Annotated in this window: 15 protein-coding genes; 12 read left to right on the forward strand and 3 right to left on the reverse strand. The window is 71.2% G+C overall.

Going from position 1 to position 14,987, the window contains the following annotated elements:
* Positions 1 to 42 precede the first annotated feature (42 nt).
* The 5 genes from AC0KTA_RS35885 to AC0KTA_RS35905 all read left to right on the forward strand — a co-directional run bounded on the left by AC0KTA_RS35885 (position 43) and on the right by AC0KTA_RS35905 (position 4,439).
* The gene (locus tag AC0KTA_RS35885) at positions 43 to 861 is read left to right on the forward strand and encodes a crotonase/enoyl-CoA hydratase family protein (protein ID WP_481052362.1); all 819 of its coding nucleotides are present in this window, start codon (positions 43 to 45) and stop codon (positions 859 to 861) included.
* Positions 862 to 878: 17 nt separating this feature from the next.
* Positions 879 to 1,835, forward strand: a complete 957-nt coding sequence (locus tag AC0KTA_RS35890) for a Zn-ribbon domain-containing OB-fold protein (protein WP_481052363.1) — start codon at positions 879 to 881, stop codon at positions 1,833 to 1,835.
* Positions 1,836 to 2,912, forward strand: a complete 1,077-nt coding sequence (locus AC0KTA_RS35895) for a thiolase domain-containing protein (RefSeq protein ID WP_481052364.1) — start codon at positions 1,836 to 1,838, stop codon at positions 2,910 to 2,912.
* A complete protein-coding gene (locus tag AC0KTA_RS35900) occupies positions 2,909 to 4,087 on the forward strand; it encodes a thiolase domain-containing protein (RefSeq protein ID WP_481052365.1) in 1,179 nt (392 codons plus the stop codon). The genes AC0KTA_RS35895 and AC0KTA_RS35900 overlap by 4 nt, the downstream gene beginning before the upstream one ends.
* A 106-nt stretch (positions 4,088 to 4,193) precedes the next feature.
* Positions 4,194 to 4,439, forward strand: a complete 246-nt coding sequence (locus tag AC0KTA_RS35905) for a DUF397 domain-containing protein (protein ID WP_481052366.1) — start codon at positions 4,194 to 4,196, stop codon at positions 4,437 to 4,439.
* Between the two features lie 141 nt (positions 4,440 to 4,580).
* Here AC0KTA_RS35905 and AC0KTA_RS35910 read toward each other — a convergent pair whose 3' ends face one another.
* Complete coding sequence (locus AC0KTA_RS35910) at positions 4,581 to 6,176, reverse strand: amidohydrolase (protein WP_481052367.1); 1,596 nt, start codon at positions 6,174 to 6,176, stop codon at positions 4,581 to 4,583.
* 107 nt (positions 6,177 to 6,283) lie between these two features.
* Between AC0KTA_RS35910 and AC0KTA_RS35915 the strand changes: the two genes are divergently transcribed.
* Both AC0KTA_RS35915 and AC0KTA_RS35920 read left to right on the forward strand, forming a co-directional pair.
* Positions 6,284 to 6,913, forward strand: a complete 630-nt coding sequence (locus AC0KTA_RS35915; RefSeq protein WP_481052368.1) for a hypothetical protein — start codon at positions 6,284 to 6,286, stop codon at positions 6,911 to 6,913.
* 260 nt (positions 6,914 to 7,173) lie between these two features.
* Positions 7,174 to 7,485: a YidB family protein gene (locus tag AC0KTA_RS35920; RefSeq protein ID WP_481052369.1), complete on the forward strand. Its 312-nt coding sequence runs from the start codon at positions 7,174 to 7,176 to the stop codon at positions 7,483 to 7,485.
* Positions 7,486 to 7,583: 98 nt separating this feature from the next.
* Here AC0KTA_RS35920 and AC0KTA_RS35925 read toward each other — a convergent pair whose 3' ends face one another.
* Together AC0KTA_RS35925 and AC0KTA_RS35930 are read right to left on the reverse strand one after the other, a co-directional pair.
* The gene (locus tag AC0KTA_RS35925; RefSeq protein WP_481052370.1) at positions 7,584 to 7,793 is read right to left on the reverse strand and encodes an MbtH family protein; all 210 of its coding nucleotides are present in this window, start codon (positions 7,791 to 7,793) and stop codon (positions 7,584 to 7,586) included.
* Between the two features lie 40 nt (positions 7,794 to 7,833).
* On the reverse strand, positions 7,834 to 8,781 hold the full coding sequence (locus tag AC0KTA_RS35930; RefSeq protein ID WP_481052371.1) for a methionyl-tRNA formyltransferase: 948 nt from the start codon (positions 8,779 to 8,781) through the stop codon (positions 7,834 to 7,836).
* A gap of 205 nt (positions 8,782 to 8,986) precedes the next feature.
* Here AC0KTA_RS35930 and AC0KTA_RS35935 point away from each other — a divergent pair, with 205 nt between their 5' ends.
* From AC0KTA_RS35935 to AC0KTA_RS35955, 5 genes are all read left to right on the forward strand, one after another.
* The gene (locus AC0KTA_RS35935) at positions 8,987 to 10,042 is read left to right on the forward strand and encodes a FecCD family ABC transporter permease (RefSeq protein WP_481052372.1); all 1,056 of its coding nucleotides are present in this window, start codon (positions 8,987 to 8,989) and stop codon (positions 10,040 to 10,042) included.
* 17 nt (positions 10,043 to 10,059) lie between these two features.
* A complete protein-coding gene (locus AC0KTA_RS35940; RefSeq protein WP_481052373.1) occupies positions 10,060 to 11,133 on the forward strand; it encodes a FecCD family ABC transporter permease in 1,074 nt (357 codons plus the stop codon).
* Between the two features lie 48 nt (positions 11,134 to 11,181).
* Complete coding sequence (locus tag AC0KTA_RS35945) at positions 11,182 to 12,042, forward strand: ABC transporter ATP-binding protein (RefSeq protein ID WP_481052374.1); 861 nt, start codon at positions 11,182 to 11,184, stop codon at positions 12,040 to 12,042.
* 94 nt (positions 12,043 to 12,136) lie between these two features.
* Entirely contained in the window at positions 12,137 to 13,189 is a 1,053-nt protein-coding gene (locus AC0KTA_RS35950) for an iron-siderophore ABC transporter substrate-binding protein (protein WP_481052375.1), read from the forward strand.
* 2 nt (positions 13,190 to 13,191) lie between these two features.
* Entirely contained in the window at positions 13,192 to 14,979 is a 1,788-nt protein-coding gene (locus AC0KTA_RS35955; RefSeq protein WP_481052376.1) for an ABC transporter ATP-binding protein, read from the forward strand.
* The last annotated feature ends 8 nt before the right edge of the window (positions 14,980 to 14,987 follow it).

Here is a 14,987-nt window from a genome sequence, read left to right on the forward strand (position 1 = left end):
CCTCCTGCAACCTGTTCCAGGTCTGAAGACGGGAGGACGGCTATGGGTGGTACGGAACATCTCTCCGGTACGGAACATCTCTCCGTAGAGCGCGAAGGCGCCACGCTGATACTCACGCTCAACCGGCCGGAGGCCAGGAACGCGCTCTCGCTGCCGATGCTCGTGGGCCTGTACGACGGGTGGGTGGCCGCCGACGAGGACGACGCGGTGCGCTCCGTCGTGCTCACCGGGGCGGGCGGCGCCTTCTGCGCGGGCATGGACCTCAAAGCGCTCGCGGGGCAGGGCATGGGAGGCGAGGAGTACCGCGACCGGCTCAAGGCCGACCCGGACCTGCACTGGAAGGCGATGCTGCGCCACCACCGCCCCCGCAAACCCGTGCTCGCCGCCGTCGAGGGGCCCTGCGTGGCCGGCGGCACCGAGATCCTGCAGGGCACCGACATCCGCGTCGCGGGGGAGTCCGCGACGTTCGGGCTCTTCGAGGTCAAGCGCGGCCTGTTCCCCATCGGCGGCTCGACGGTGCGCCTGCAGCGGCAGATCCCGCGCACCCACGCCCTGGAGATGCTGCTCACCGGCCGCCCCTACTCGGCCCGGGAGGCAGCCGACGTGGGACTGATCGGTCATGTCGTCCCCGACGGCACCGCCCTGGAGCGGGCCCTCGCCATCGCCGAGCGGATCAACGCCTGCGGCCCGCTCGCCGTCGAGGCCGTGAAGGCGTCCGTGTACGAGACCGCCGACATGACGGAGGCCGACGGGCTCGCGGCCGAACTCAAGCGGGGCTGGCCGGTGTTCGACACCGCCGACGCCAAGGAAGGCGCCCGCGCCTTCGCCGAGAAGCGCCCGCCCGTCTACCGCCGCGCCTGACCCGAGGAGCCGCCGCCGTGACCGAAGTCCTCAGCGCCCCGCTCGTCGTCGAGTTCCCCTTCACCCGCTCCCTCGGCCCCGTCCAGTCCGCCTTCCTCACCGGCCTGCGCGAACGCACCGTGCTCGGCGTGCGCACAGCCGACAAGAAGGTGCTCGTGCCGCCTGTCGAGTACGACCCGGCCACCGCCGAAGAGCTGCGCGACCTCGTCGAAGTCGCCGCCACCGGCACCGTCACCACCTGGGCCTGGAACCATGAGCCCCGCCGCGGCCAGCCCCTCGACACCCCCTTCGCCTGGGTCCTCGTGCGCCTCGACGGCGCCGACACGGCCCTGCTGCACGCCCTCGACGCCCCGGGCCCCGACGCCGTACGCACCGGGATGCGCGTCCGCGTCCGCTGGGCCGCCGAACGCACCGGCGCCATCACGGACATCGCCTGCTTCGAACCGTACGAGCAAGTCGATGCGACGGGCCGTCAAGTCACCGCGCACAGTGGTGAGTTCGCGGGCGCGGCGGCCGTGACCGGGATCGTCGCGCCCGCCCGGCTCGACTACACCTACAGCCCCGGCCGCGCCCAGTCCCAGTACATCCACGCCCTGTCCGGCCGCAGGACGGTCGGCGAGCGCTGCCCGTCCTGCCGCAAGGTGTACGTGCCGCCGCGCGGCGCCTGCCCGACTTGCGGGGTCGCCACCGCCGAGCAGGTGGAGGTCGGGCCGTGCGGCACCGTCACCACCTTCTGCATCGTCAACATCAAGGCCAAGGGCCTCGACATCGAAGTGCCGTACGTCTATGCCCACATCGCCCTCGACGGCGCCGACCTCGCCCTGCACGCCCGGATCGCGGGCATCCCCTACGACCAGGTCCGCATGGGGCTGCGCGTGGAACCCGTGTGGAGCGAGGGCGGCCGCTACCCAGACCACTACCGGCCCACCGGTGAGCCCGACGCGGACTACGACACGTACAAGGAGCTGGTGTAGATGGCGCACGCCGCCCACGACGCCGCCGGGGCACGGGACGTCGCGATCGTCGCCTTCGGGCAGACCGACCACCGGCGCGGCAGCGACGAGCTCTCGGAAGTCGAGATGCTCATGCCCGTCCTGCACGAGGTCCTCGCCGCCACCGGCCTGAAGACCAGCGACATCGGCTTCACCTGCTCCGGCTCGTCGGACTACCTCGCCGGGCGTGCGTTCTCCTTCACCATGGCCCTCGACGGCGTGGGCGCCTGGCCGCCGATCTCCGAGTCGCACGTGGAGACGGACGGCGCCTGGGCGCTGTACGAGGCGTGGGTGAAGCTGCAGACCGGCGAGGCCGACACCGCGCTCGTCTACTCCTACGGCAAGTCGTCGCCCGGCTCCGTGCGCGACGTCCTGACCCGCCAGCTCGACCCGTACTACCTGGCGCCGCTGTGGCCGGACTCCGTCGCCCTCGCCGCACTCCAGGCGCAGGCGCTCATCGACGCGGGCGACACGGACGAGCCCGCCCTGGCCGGGGTCGCGGCCCGCAGCCGGGATGCCGCGCGCGCCAACTCCCATGCGCAGCTGGTTGGTTCGGTGCCGCAGGGTGACTACGTCGTACGTCCCTTGCGTACCGGGGACTGCCCGCCGATCGGCGACGGGGCCGCCGCCGTGGTGCTCGCGGCGGGGGAGCGGGCCCGGGAGCTGTGCGGACGCCCCGCGTGGATCCGCGGCATCGACCACCGCATCGAGCCGCACAGCCTGGGCGTGCGCGACCTCACCGACTCGCCGTCGACACGGCTCGCGGCCGAACGCGCCGGGGCCTTCGAGAGGCCCGTGGACACCGCCGAGCTGCACGCGCCGTTCACCTCGCAGGAGGTCGTCCTGCGCACGGTGCTGCGGCTCGGCGACGACGTGACGGTCAACCCCTCCGGCGGCGCGCTCGCCGCCAACCCGGTCATGGCGGCCGGTCTGATCCGGCTCGGCGAGGCCGCGGCCCGCATCCACCGGGGAGCGTCCGACCGGGCCCTCGCCCACGCCACCTCCGGCCCCTGCCTGCAGCAGAACCTGGTCGCCGTCCTGGAAGGAGACCCGCGATGAGCAGCGTGTCCGGCAAGGAACCCGTCGCCGTCGTCGGGATCGGCCAGACCAAGCACGTCGCCGCGCGGCGCGACGTGTCGATCGCCGGACTGGTCCGCGAGGCCGCCCGACGTGCCCTGCTGGACGCCGAGTTGACGTGGGCGGACATCGACGCCGTCGTCATCGGCAAGGCGCCCGACTTCTTCGAGGGCGTGATGATGCCCGAGCTGTACCTCGCCGACGCCCTCGGCGCCGTCGGCAAACCCATGCTGCGCGTCCACACCGCGGGCTCGGTCGGCGGCTCCACCGCGCTCGTCGCCGCGAACCTCGTCGCGGCCCGCGTGCACGGCACGGTCCTCACCCTGGCCTTCGAGAAGCAGTCGGAGTCCAACGCGATGTGGGGCCTGTCGCTGCCCGTCCCGTTCCAGCAGCCGCTGCTCGCCGGGGCGGGCGGATTCTTCGCGCCGCACGTCCGCGCGTACATGCGGCGCACCGGCGCCCCCGACACGGTCGGCTCGCTGGTCGCGTACAAAGACCGCCGCAACGCGCTGAAGAACCCCTTCGCACACCTCCACGAGCACGACATCACGCTGGAGAAGGTGCAGGCCGCACCCATGCTGTGGGACCCCATCCGCTACTCCGAGACCTGCCCGTCCTCCGACGGGGCGTGCGCGATGATCCTCACCGACCGCGCCGGAGCGGCCCGCGCGCCCCGGCCGCCCGCCTGGCTGCACGGCGGCGCGATGCGCAGCGAGCCCACCATGTTCGCGGGCAAGGACTGCGTGTCGCCGCAGGCCGGGAAGGACTGTGCGGCCGACGTCTACCGGCAGGCGGGCATCGCGGACCCGCGCCGCGAGATCGACGCCGTCGAGATGTACGTGCCGTTCTCCTGGTACGAGCCGATGTGGCTGGAGAATCTGGGCTTCGCCGCGGAGGGCGAGGGCTGGAAGCTCACCGAGTCCGGTGTGACGGAACTGGATGGTGACCTTCCGGTGAACATGTCGGGCGGTGTGCTTTCGACCAACCCCATCGGCGCGTCCGGGATGATCCGCTTCGCCGAGGCCGCGCTCCAGGTGCGGGGGCAGGCCGGTGAGCACCAAGTGCCCGGTGTGCGCAGGGCACTCGGGCACGCGTATGGAGGGGGTTCGCAGTTCTTCTCCATGTGGCTGGTCGGCGCGGAGCCGCCCACGACGTGATTCGCGACCCGCCTCGCACAGGAATCCGTCCTGCCGTCGCGGCCTGTGCTGCGCCGGAGGTGAAAGCTAGGCTGGCGGCGGACGACGCATCGGGAGGAGCACGGACGTGGCCGAGAGCACCATCACCCAGCAGCATCCGCTCGCGGGTTGGGACAAGCCGGACCTCGACCTCAGCACCGCGGAATGGCGGTCGAGCAGCGACGGTCGCGGGGACGTGGAGATCGCCTTCGTGGAAGGCTTCATCGCGATGCGCAACGGCGGCCGGCCGGAGAGCCCCTCCCTGATCTTCACGCCCGCCGAGTGGGGGGCGTTCGTGCATGGGGCCCGGGAAGGGCGGTTCGACCTGACGTAGCGCGTACGGGGTCGACGGTTCGACGTCGCGCAGCGCGTATGTGGGCGCGTCGCGTCCATCTCTGCGACCGGGCCACCCCCATGTCTGTGCGACCCGGCCCCGGTCCTCCTGCACGTCAGGGGGGCCGGGGCCCGACGCGTATCAGGAGGCGACGCCCGCGGCGGTCGCGTCGGCGGCGTCGCCCGCCTCGCCCTCGACGAAGGTGCGGACCACCTCGATGTCCCCGATCCGCGCGGGATCCACCCGCCTCGGGTCGTCGCCGAGGACGACGAGGTCGGCGCGCTTGCCGGGCGTGATGCTGCCCGCGCTGTCCTCCCAGTGGCAGGCGTACGCCGCGTCGGTGGTGTACGCGCGCAGCGCCGCGTCCACGTCGATGCCCTCCTCGGGGCCGATGACCGCGCCCGACGCGGAGGCCCGCTCGACCATGAACTGGATCGCCCGCAGCGGCGCCCCGTCGGCCACCGGCCGGTCCGAACTGCCCACCAGGCGCACCCCGTGGTCGAGGAAGCCACGGCCCCGGTACAGCCACGGCGCCCGCTCCGCACCCATGATCGCGGCGTAGTCGTCGCCGAAGTACCGCAGGAAGTTCGGCTGGACGACGGCCGTGACGCCGAGCCGGGCGAACCGGCGCAGCTGGTCGGGGCGCACCAGTCCGGCGTGCTCCACGCGGTGCCGGGCGTCCGGGCGGGGGCGGGCGCGCTGGGCCGCCTCGATCCCGTCCAGGGCCACATCGACCGCGCGGTCGCCGATGGCGTGCACGGCGAGCTGCCAGCCTGCGCGGTGGCCCGCCACGATGGTGTCCTTGAGCAGGTCCGGGTCCATCTGGAGCTGACCGTTGGAGTCACTGCCCACATAGGGGTCGGTGAGCGCCGCGGTGCGCGCCATCATGCCGCCGTCGGTGAACACCTTGAGGGCTCCCAGCGAGAGCCGTCCGTCGCCGAAGCCCGTGCGCAGGCCGAGTCCGAAGGCGCGTGTCGTGGTGTCCTCGCGCGCCGCCTCGACCGCGCGCAGCGCGTCCGCGGCCACCATGAGCTGGACGCGGACGGGCAGCCTGCCCGACTCATGGGCGAGCTGGTAGGCCGCGGCCTCGATGGGGCTGTGGGCGAACAGCTCGCTGCCCACGCCCGCCTCCGCGACGGCCGTCACGCCCTCGGAGCGGCAGACACGCGCCGAGTGCTCGATGGCGTCGGCGAGTTCGCCGAGCGAGTGCGGCGGCCGGAGCCGGAGCACCGCGCCCATGTCGTCCTCGGCGAGGAAGCCGTCCGAACCCGCGAGGCTCGGCGGCAGCAGATCCAGGACAGCCGTGTTCACCAGGCAGGCGTGGCCCGAGATGTGCCCCAGGTACACCTTGCGGCCGTCGCTGACCGCGTCCAACTCCTTGGCGGTCAGGGGCCGGTCGAGTTCGCGCTGGTCGTACCCCGCCAGGCTGACCCAGCCGCCCCGGGGCCGGGCGGCGACGGCGTCGGCCACCACTTCGAGGATGTCGTCGACACGCCTGCTGGGCGCGACGCTCGGCGCCTGTGCCTTCAGGCCCGCCCAGACCATGTGCACGTGGCTGTCGATGAAGCCGGGCAGCACGGTCGCGCCGTCGAGGTCCAGGACCCGTCGTGCCGGAAGCCCCGCCACGTCGTCGTCGAGACCCACGATCCGGCCTCGCCAGACGCCGAGTTCGCGGGCGGTGGGGTGGTCCGGGTCCATCGTGACGACATGGGCGTTGGTGATCCTGGCGCAGAGCACGAACAGATCCCTTCGGGGAGGCGGCGTGTCGAATCCGGTCCTCGTTCGAACGAGCTATTGTTCTATTGTTAGGTGAGGCTACCCTAAGTTCTAATGGTGGTGAGTTGGTGGACGAGGAACGGGTGGAGCGGCGGGCGGTGGTGGTCAACCGCCTTGAGGCCTGGGCCGATGGTGTGGTCGCGGGGCTCGACGCGCAAGAAGACGTCGATCGCTCCTTACTCCACGCGCTGGGCGGGCGCCCGACTCTGCGTGAGGAGAACGCGGTCCGCAGGGCCGACGCGGTGCGTGCGGCCGCCCTCGGGCTCGGCCCGGCCGGCTGCGCGGCCGCGGCGGGCATCTCGGAGCGGCTCCTGCTCAACTGGCAGGCGCGGGAACCCACGTTCGCGGCGGCCATGGCGGCCGCGACGCACATGGCCGCGCGCGAGGGGGAGCGGGCCCGCCTGGTGGCGGGGCCCACGGGGCCCGGCGCGGCCGGGCTGCGCGTCGTCCTGCGAGCCGTGCGGGGCGGCGTCGCGCAGCCGACCGCGGCGGCGCTCGGCGGCTGGTCCGAGCGGTCCTTCCTGCGGCTGCGCAGGCAGAGCCCAGAGGTCGCGGCCCTCCTCGCGGCCGCGCGGCGGGCCAGGGCGCGGGCCAGGAGGGCGGAGCGGCGCGGGGGTTCGCGGGGCGGGCGCGGGTACCGGCTGGTGCGGGTGGACGACGGGCCGTTCGAACCGGCGGGGCCCGGGGCGGATCGCTGAGGAGTGTCCGGTGCGGCCATCAGAGGTTCACCGGGTGGTCGTCCAGGCGTGGCGGAACAGGGTGCTCGGCAGGCCAAGTTGCTTTGAGGCGTGGCTTGTTCACAGTCACTCCACATCGGCCGGGCAACTGTCGAGGGGCCCGTCACGTCTGGGTCGACAAGGGCACTTCGACAGCAGGAAACGCACCGGTGAAACCCGGTGACGACCGGCCGTCGCGCCCGGGAATCATCGATCCACTTTGCTACGCATTGGAGAAAGACATGGCTGCCTTCGAAGCGCCGGTTTCGCCCCTGGAGCACACCCTCATCGCCTCCCTCTTCGACGGGAGCCAGGTCGGCGCCGCCATCGAGGAGTTGCGTCAGGCCGGCCTCGGCGACAAGCTCGACTCCTGGGTGAGCACGGGCGAGAACCTGCCCCTCACGGCCGATGAACTCACCAAGGCCCTCGGCGGCAGCGTCGAGCGGATCGCCGCCGTCATCGGCTCCAGTGCGGACGAGGTCGCGGAGAAGGTCGCCGCGGTGCTGCCGGTCAGCGTGGACACGATGAGCCCGAACGGCGAACTGCCCTCCTGATTCAGGGAAAGTGAAGGGCCGGGCCGCGAGATCACTCGCGGCCCGGCCCCTTCTCGTGTCGCACGTGCTCGCGCGCGTGTCAGCTTTCGCCGCGCGCGTCAGCCGCGGGCCGTCTCCTGGAGGCTCTTCGGCCGCAGGTCGGTCCAGTTGGCCTCGACGTAGTCCAGGCAGGACTGGCGGTCGGCGGGGCCGTGGGCCACGCTCCAGCCGGCCGGCACCTCGGCGAAGTCGGGCCACAGGCTGTGCTGGCCCTCGTCGTTGACCAGCACCGAGAACTGGCCCTCGGCGTCGTCGAACGGGTTGCTCATCTGCGGTGTCTCCTCAGGACTCAGGGCTCAGGGCTCGGCGTCAGGGGCGGCTGGTCAGGTAGCCGCCCATGGAGGTGAAGTACTCCGTGGCGGCCAACTCCCGGCCGTCTTCGGTCCGTACGCGCGTGATGGCCAGGCCGTGGTTGCGGCCCGAGCGGGCGTCGGCGCCGGCGACGATCGCCACGCCCTCGCCCTCACGGTAGAAGATGCGGCCGGGGGTGCCGCCGTACCGGCCCTCGGACACCACCGCTGCCAGGATTTCGAGGCGCTTGCCCTTGTGGAAGGTGTACGCGCTGGGGTACGGCTCCGACTGGGCGCGGACCAGGCGCTCGAGGTCCTCCGCCGGCCAGTTCCAGTCGATGCGGCTGTCCTCGTCGGCCCGCTTGTGGAAGAAGCTCGCCTGGGAGCGGTCCTGCTTGGTGAACTCCGTCTGTCCGGCGGCGATGAGGTCGAGCGCGCGGATGGTGACCGGGGCGATGAGGTCGACGGTCTTGTGGAACAGGTCGGTGGCGGTGTCCGTCGGCCCGACCGGGACCGCCTCCTGCCGGACGATGTCACCGGCGTCGAGCTCGTCGTTCATCATGTGCGCGGTGACGCCCACTTCGGGCTCGCCGTTGATCAGCGCCCAGATCAGCGGGGAGAAGCCGGCGTACTTCGGCAGCAGCGAGTCGTGGATGTTCAGCGTGCCGTGGCGCGGCAGGTTGAACAGGTGCGGCGGAATCCAGGTGCGCCAGTTGTTGGCGACGATGATGTCCGGGTCCGCGCTCTTGAGCGCCTCGAACAGCTCGTCGTCGTCGGGCCGGTTGCGCAGGAGGACGGGGATGCCGTTGTCCTCGGCGAGATCGGCGACCGAGTCGCTCCAGATCTTCTCGTAGGCGTGCTCGCTCTTGGGGTGCGTCACGACAAGCACCACGTCGTGCTCGGAATCGAGAAGGGCCTGGAGCGTGCGGTGCCCCCAGGTCTGATAGCCGAACATGACGACCCGCATGGGGTTCCTCCTCAGGGCAGGGGTTGACCCGCGTCAGTAAAGCAAGGCTTACCTTAGTTTTCAAACGCGGGTCTGTGGAGGTCCGGGGGCTGTCGGTCTTGGGAACCTGGTTGCTCCGCCGAAACGCCACTAGGTTTAACTTAGGCTCACCTAAACTCCGGGGTGCGCCGTTGCGTAACCGATCAAAGGGATAACGTACTTCGCCATGGGCACGACTGCAGTTGAGCGCCCCGCAGCCAGGGTCGCCGAGGCCCGTCGGCGCCGGGTGGCGGGTTTGGGCACGCTGGTGGCGATCCTCGTGATCGCGGCGGTGGTGTCGTTGGCCGTCGGCGCGCGGGCCTTGAGCCCCGCCGACGTGTGGCACGGATTGTTCTCGGCACCGGACTCCGACCAGCGGCTCACCGAGATCAGGCTCATCGTGCAGACCGTCAGGGTGCCCCGGACGGTGCTCGCGATCGTGGCGGGCATTGCCCTGGGCGTCGGCGGAGCGCTGATCCAGGGATACACGCGCAACCCCATCGCCGACACGGGCCTGTTGGGGGTGAACGCGGGCGCCTCGTTCGCCGTGGTGTCGGTGATCGCGGTGTTCGGGCTCTCCAACCCGTTCCAGTACGTCTGGTTCGGCTTCGCGGGGGCGGCGGTCACCGGTGTCGTCGTGTTCGGGCTCGCGAGCATCGGCCGGGGGGCCGGGAATCCGCTGACGCTCGCGCTGGCCGGGCAGGGGATCACGGTGTTCCTCGCGGCGATGACCACGGCCGTTGCGCTGTCCGACAAGGAGTCGCTGAACGCGCTGCGGTTCTGGAACGCGGGCTCCGTTGCCGGCGTCGGATTCGACGTCATCTGGCCGGTCACCGGGTTCATCGTGGCCGGGCTCGTCCTCGCGGCGATCACGCTGCCCGCCCTCAACCTGCTCAACCTGGGCGACGACGTGGCGCGGGGCCTCGGCGTGAACATCGCGCTGACCCGGACCATCGGCATCGCCGCCATCACGCTGCTCGCGGGCGCGGCGACGGCGGCGTGCGGCCCCATCGCGTTCATCGGGCTCATGGTGGCCCATGTGGCCCGCTACCTGACCGGCCCGGACTACCGCTGGCTGGTGCCGTACGCGGGTGTGCTCGGCGCCGTCGTTCTGCTGGTGTGCGACATCGTGGGGCGCCTGGTGGTGCGGCCGGGCGAGTTGGACGCGGGGGTCGTCGTGGCCCTCGTCGGCGCCCCGTTCTTCGCGGGCCTGGTGTGGCGTGGAAAGTTCAAGAGCGCATGAACGGGACCCAAGAGCGCATGAACGGGACAAACGTGAAGTCATCGGTGGCGCCGGGGGTGCGCCTCGGCCGGGTGTCGTTCGTCTGGCGGCCCTGGATCGTGAGCGTGACGCTGCTGCTGGCGGCGGCGGCCTTCCTGGTCTTCTGCCTGTCCATCTCCATCGGGGACTTCCCCATCGGCCTGCCCCAGGTGATCGCCACCATCTTCGGCCGGGGCGAGCAGGTCGACCAGTTCATCATCATGGACCTGCGGATGCCGCGTGCCCTTGCCGGGCTCGTCGTGGGGATCGCGCTCGGCGTGTCCGGGGCCCTCACCCAGTCCATCGCGCGCAATCCGCTGGCCAGCCCGGACGTCCTGGGCATCACCCACGGCGCCAGCGCCGTCGCGGTGTTCCTGGTGACGGTGTCGGGCGGGGCCAGCGCGGCGATCACGGGCACTGTGGGCCTGTCCGCGGCGGCGCTCGCGGGCGGTCTCGGCACGGGCCTCCTTGTGTACTTCCTGGCGTGGCGGCGCGGGATCGACGGCTTCCGGCTCATCCTCATCGGCATCTCGGTGAGCGCCGTGATGGAGGCGATCACGACCTGGCTGCTCGTCTCGGCCGACATCAGGGATGTGGCCCGGGCCCAGGCGTGGTTGGTCGGCTCGCTGGACGACCGGTCGTGGGACGAGGTCCGGTTGGCGATCTGGGGCACGCTCGCCCTCCTGGTCGTCGTGTCCTGCGTGGCATTTCAGTTCAAACCGATGCATTTCGGCGACGAGGTGGCCGCGGGCCTCGGCGTCCGCTACCAGATGGTGCGGGCGGTCCTGCTGCTCTGCGCGGTCCTGTTGGCCGGTGTGGCGGTGAGCGCGGCCGGGCCGGTCCCGTTCGTCGCGCTGGTGGCGCCGCAGGTGGCGATGCGCCTCGCGAGGTGTCCGACGCCCCCGATGGCGGCCTCCGGCATGGTCGGGGCGCTGCTCCTCATCGGCTCGGACCTGGTCGCGCGCACGGCTCTGCCGATCACGCTGCCCGTCGGCGTGGTCACCGCCGCGATCGGCGGCCCCTTCCTCGTATATCTGCTGGTACGGGCGAACCTCAGGCAAGGGGCAGCCTGAGATAGCTGGTACAAAGGTGAGGCAAACCTTAATAGGCGAGGGGGGCTTGTGGTCGCTCAGCACATAACCGAGATCGAGTCCGGGGTGGTCGACCCCGCACGGCTGGCAGCCAAGGGCGTCACCGTCGGGTACGGCGCCCGGACCGTCATCGACGATCTCGACGTGACGATCCCGCCAGGGGTGATCACCACGATCATCGGCCCCAACGGCTGCGGGAAATCGACGCTCCTGCGGACCCTGACGCGGCTGCTCAGGCCGACCAAGGGGACGGTCGTCCTGGACGGCGAGGACATCGTCAAGCTCAAGACCAGGGACGTGGCCAAGAAGCTCGGCCTGCTGCCGCAGGCGCCCGTCGCGCCGGAGGGGCTCACGGTGGCGGACCTGGTCGCCAGGGGCCGCCATCCGCACCAGAGTTGGCTGCGCCAGTGGTCGTCGGACGACGCCGACGTCGTGGAGCGCGCCCTCGCCATGACCGGGGTGTCCGACCTGGCGGACCGGCCGGTCGACGCGCTGTCCGGCGGTCAGCGCCAGCGTGTCTGGATCTCGATGACCCTGGCCCAGGGCACCGACCTGCTGCTCCTCGACGAGCCCACCACCTATCTGGACCTGGCGCACGCGGTCGACGTGCTCGACCTGGTGGACGACCTGCACGAGTCGGGGCGCACCGTCGTCATGGTGCTGCACGACCTCAACCTGGCCACGCGCTACAGCGACAACCTCATCGTGATGGCGGAGGGGTCGGTGCTCGCGCAGGGGCACCCGCGTGATGTGATCACCGCCGAGCTGCTGCACGAGGCGTTCGGCCTGCGGGCCAGGGTGATTGACGATCCGGTGGGCGATCGGCCGCTGATCGTGCCGATCGGCCGCACGCACGTCCAGATCGACCTGGCCCCGGCGCCGACAAGTTGAGACTTAGGCTAGGCTAACCTCATCTTGGCGAGATAAAGTTTGCCTGCCCTAAGTAGGGGCGAAAACCGGACAGCGTGAAGGCAAGGGATCTTGGATGCGACTCCATCGAACGACGCTCATGCGGCCCTGGCGGCGGGTGGCGGCCACAGTGTCCGCCGCGGCCCTCGGTGTCGGCCTCCTCGCGGGATGCGGTTCTGACTCCTCGGACGACAAGAAGAGTGACGACGCTCCCGCTGCCGCGGCCGGCAACTTCCCGGTCACCGTGGAGCACGCGTTCGGGTCGACGAAGATATCCAAGGCCCCCAAGCGGGTCGTCACCGTCGGCTACACCGACGACCAGGCCGTCCTGGCGTTCGGCGTCAAGCCGGTCGGCATGACCGACCAGTACCCGAACCCCTCGGGCAAGAGCCCCGACATCAACACCCAGTGGCCCTGGGTGAAGGACAAGTGGGGCGACACCAAGCCCGAGGTCGTCATGAAGAACGGCGACTCCGGCCCCAACTACGAGAAGATCGCCGCCCTGCGGCCGGACCTGATCATCGCGGTCTACTCCGAGATCGACAAGGGCGGCTACGACAAGCTCTCCAAGATCGCCCCGACGGTGGGCCGCACCAAGGCGGAGAAGGAGCCGTTCAGCGCTCCGTGGCAGGACAACGCGGTGCACATCGGCAAGGCGCTCGGCCAGGAGGCCAAGGGCAAGAAGCTGGTAAAGGGCATCCAGGCCAAGCTCGACAAGGCCAAGAAGGACCACCCGGAGTTCGCCAAGCAGACCGCCGTCCCGCTGTCCTGGTACAAGGACTCGATCGCGCCGTTCACCACCACCGACGTACGCGGACGCCTGGTCACGGGCATCGGCTTCAAGGGCCAGAAGAAGATCGACGAGATCGCGGACGGCAAGTTCTTCACCGTCCTTTCCCCCGAGCGCATCGACCTGGTCGACGTCGACCACCTCTTCGTCATCAACGACAAGGCCGACCAGGAAGCCCTGAAGAAGTTCAAGTTGTTCACCAACTTGAAGGCGGTCAAGAAGGGCAACGTGTCGTACCTGCTGGACAGCGAGGGCCCGGCGGTCGGCGCGGCGATGTCCCAGGGCACGCTGCTGTCCCTGCCGTACGCGATCGACGAGCTCGTCAAGTCGGTCGACTAGGTGTGAGCACGACGGAAACACGCGTCGCCCCGGCCACCCTGGGCACGGCGAGCGGACGCGAGGCCACCCGATGGGTCGCGGCACACTGCCGCGAGATGCCGTGGCTGACCGCGGCCACCGTGCTCAGCACGGTGGCCGGGGCGGCGCTCCAAGTCCTCCCGGTGCTCCTGCTCGGCCGGGTGGTCGACGGAGTGGTCGAGGGGGAGTCCCGCTCGATCCTGGTCACCGTGGGCGTGTTGATGGCCGCCGCCGCGCTGCTCGGCGCGGCGGCCACCGCGGTGTCGACCTACCTGATCGGCAGGCTCGGCGCGGATCTCCTCGCCCAACTGCGGGAAGCCGCCGTCCGCGCGGTCCTCGGCATGCCGAGCCAACGCATCGAGCAGGTCGGCCGCGGGGACGTGCTGTCCCGGGTCGGTGACGACGTGGCCGTGCTGTCCAAGGGCATCCGCACGGCCATCCCCACGGTGTTCTCCGCGGGCGTGCTCGTCTTCATCGCCACGGTCGGCATGTTCGGCCTCGACTGGCGGCTCGGCCTCGCGGGCGCCGGCGCCCTGCCCGCGTACGCGCTGGCCCTGCGCTGGTATCTGCCCCGGTCCGCCCCGCTCTACCGCAAGCAGCGGGTGGCCCAGGCCGACCGCGCGCAGGCGCTGATCAGCGGCCTGAACGGGATCGACACGGTCCGGGCGTACCGCCTGGAGGACACCTTCCGCGAGAAGGTCACCGACGAGTCCTGGCGGGTGCGCAACTACGGCATCGACGTGTTCCGGTTCTTCGGCAGGTTCGTCGGCCGGGAGAACCGCGCCGAGTTCATCGGGCTCGTCCTCATCCTCGTGGTGGGATACGCCCTGTTGGAGGCCGACGCGGCCAGCCTCGGCGAGGTGTCGGCGGCGCCGCTGATGTTCCACCGGCTCTTCACGCCGCTGGGCGCCATCATGTTCACCTTCGACGAGGCGCAGAAGTCCGGCGCGAGCCTGACCCGCCTGGTCGGCGTGCTGGGGGAGGACGCCGAGGACCGCCTGGTGGGCGACACGACCGTCGCGCCGGCGGACTCCGCTCCGTACGCGGTGACGGTCCAGGGGCTGACCTTCAGCTACCCCGACACCGAGGAACCGGTGCTCAGGGACGTCGACTTGACGATCCCGGCAGGCGGTTCGCTCGCCCTGGTGGGCGCGACGGGCGCGGGCAAGACGACCCTGGCCGCGCTCATCGCGGGCATCGGCACCCCGCAGGCCGGGTCGGTACGCATCGGCTCGACCGACCTCGCCGACCTGGACGAGGCCGGGGCGCGGGCCCTGGTGAGCATCCTGACGCAGGAGACGCATGTGTTCTCCGGCACGCTCGCCGACGACCTGCGGCTCGCCGCGCCGGACGCGACCGACGCCGAGCTGATGGACGCGTTGCGCACGGTCCGCGCGGACGGCTGGGTCGACGCCCTGCCCGACGGCCTCGACACCCTGGTCGGCGAGGGCGGCGAACGCCTGGACGTCACCAAGGTCGCCCATATCGCCCTGGCCCGCCTCGTGTTGGGCCGGGCCCCGGTGGTGGTGCTCGACGAGTCGACCGCGGAGGCCGGCAGCGAGGGCGCCGCCGAGCTGGAGCGGGCCGTGCTCGCCGCGTGCGCGGGCCGGACCACGCTGTTCGTGGCGCACCGGCTGACCCAGGCGATGGCGGCGGACCGGATCGCCGTGCTCGACGCGGGCCGCGTCGTGGAGCAAGGCACGCACGACGAGTTGGTGGCGCTGGGCGGCCGGTACGCACGACTGTGGCGAGCCTGGCGAGAAGGTAGTTAGGTAAGCCT

This window comes from Streptomyces sp. Y309, assembly GCF_056712025.1.

Excerpts from the sequence above, each read along its gene's own strand:
- AC0KTA_RS35895 (WP_481052364.1), top strand. The coding sequence starts at position 1,836 with ATGGCGCACGCCGCCCACGACGCCGCCGGGGCACGGGACGTCGCGATC.
- AC0KTA_RS35925 (WP_481052370.1), bottom strand. The coding sequence starts at position 7,793 with ATGAGCAACCCGTTCGACGACGCCGAGGGCCAGTTCTCGGTGCTGGTC.
- AC0KTA_RS35935 (WP_481052372.1), top strand. The coding sequence starts at position 8,987 with ATGGGCACGACTGCAGTTGAGCGCCCCGCAGCCAGGGTCGCCGAGGCC.
- AC0KTA_RS35900 (WP_481052365.1), top strand. The coding sequence starts at position 2,909 with ATGAGCAGCGTGTCCGGCAAGGAACCCGTCGCCGTCGTCGGGATCGGC.
- AC0KTA_RS35930 (WP_481052371.1), bottom strand. The coding sequence starts at position 8,781 with ATGCGGGTCGTCATGTTCGGCTATCAGACCTGGGGGCACCGCACGCTC.
- AC0KTA_RS35940 (WP_481052373.1), top strand. The coding sequence starts at position 10,060 with ATGAACGGGACAAACGTGAAGTCATCGGTGGCGCCGGGGGTGCGCCTC.
- AC0KTA_RS35920 (WP_481052369.1), top strand. The coding sequence starts at position 7,174 with ATGGCTGCCTTCGAAGCGCCGGTTTCGCCCCTGGAGCACACCCTCATC.
- AC0KTA_RS35885 (WP_481052362.1), top strand. The coding sequence starts at position 43 with ATGGGTGGTACGGAACATCTCTCCGGTACGGAACATCTCTCCGTAGAG.
- AC0KTA_RS35950 (WP_481052375.1), top strand. The coding sequence starts at position 12,137 with ATGCGACTCCATCGAACGACGCTCATGCGGCCCTGGCGGCGGGTGGCG.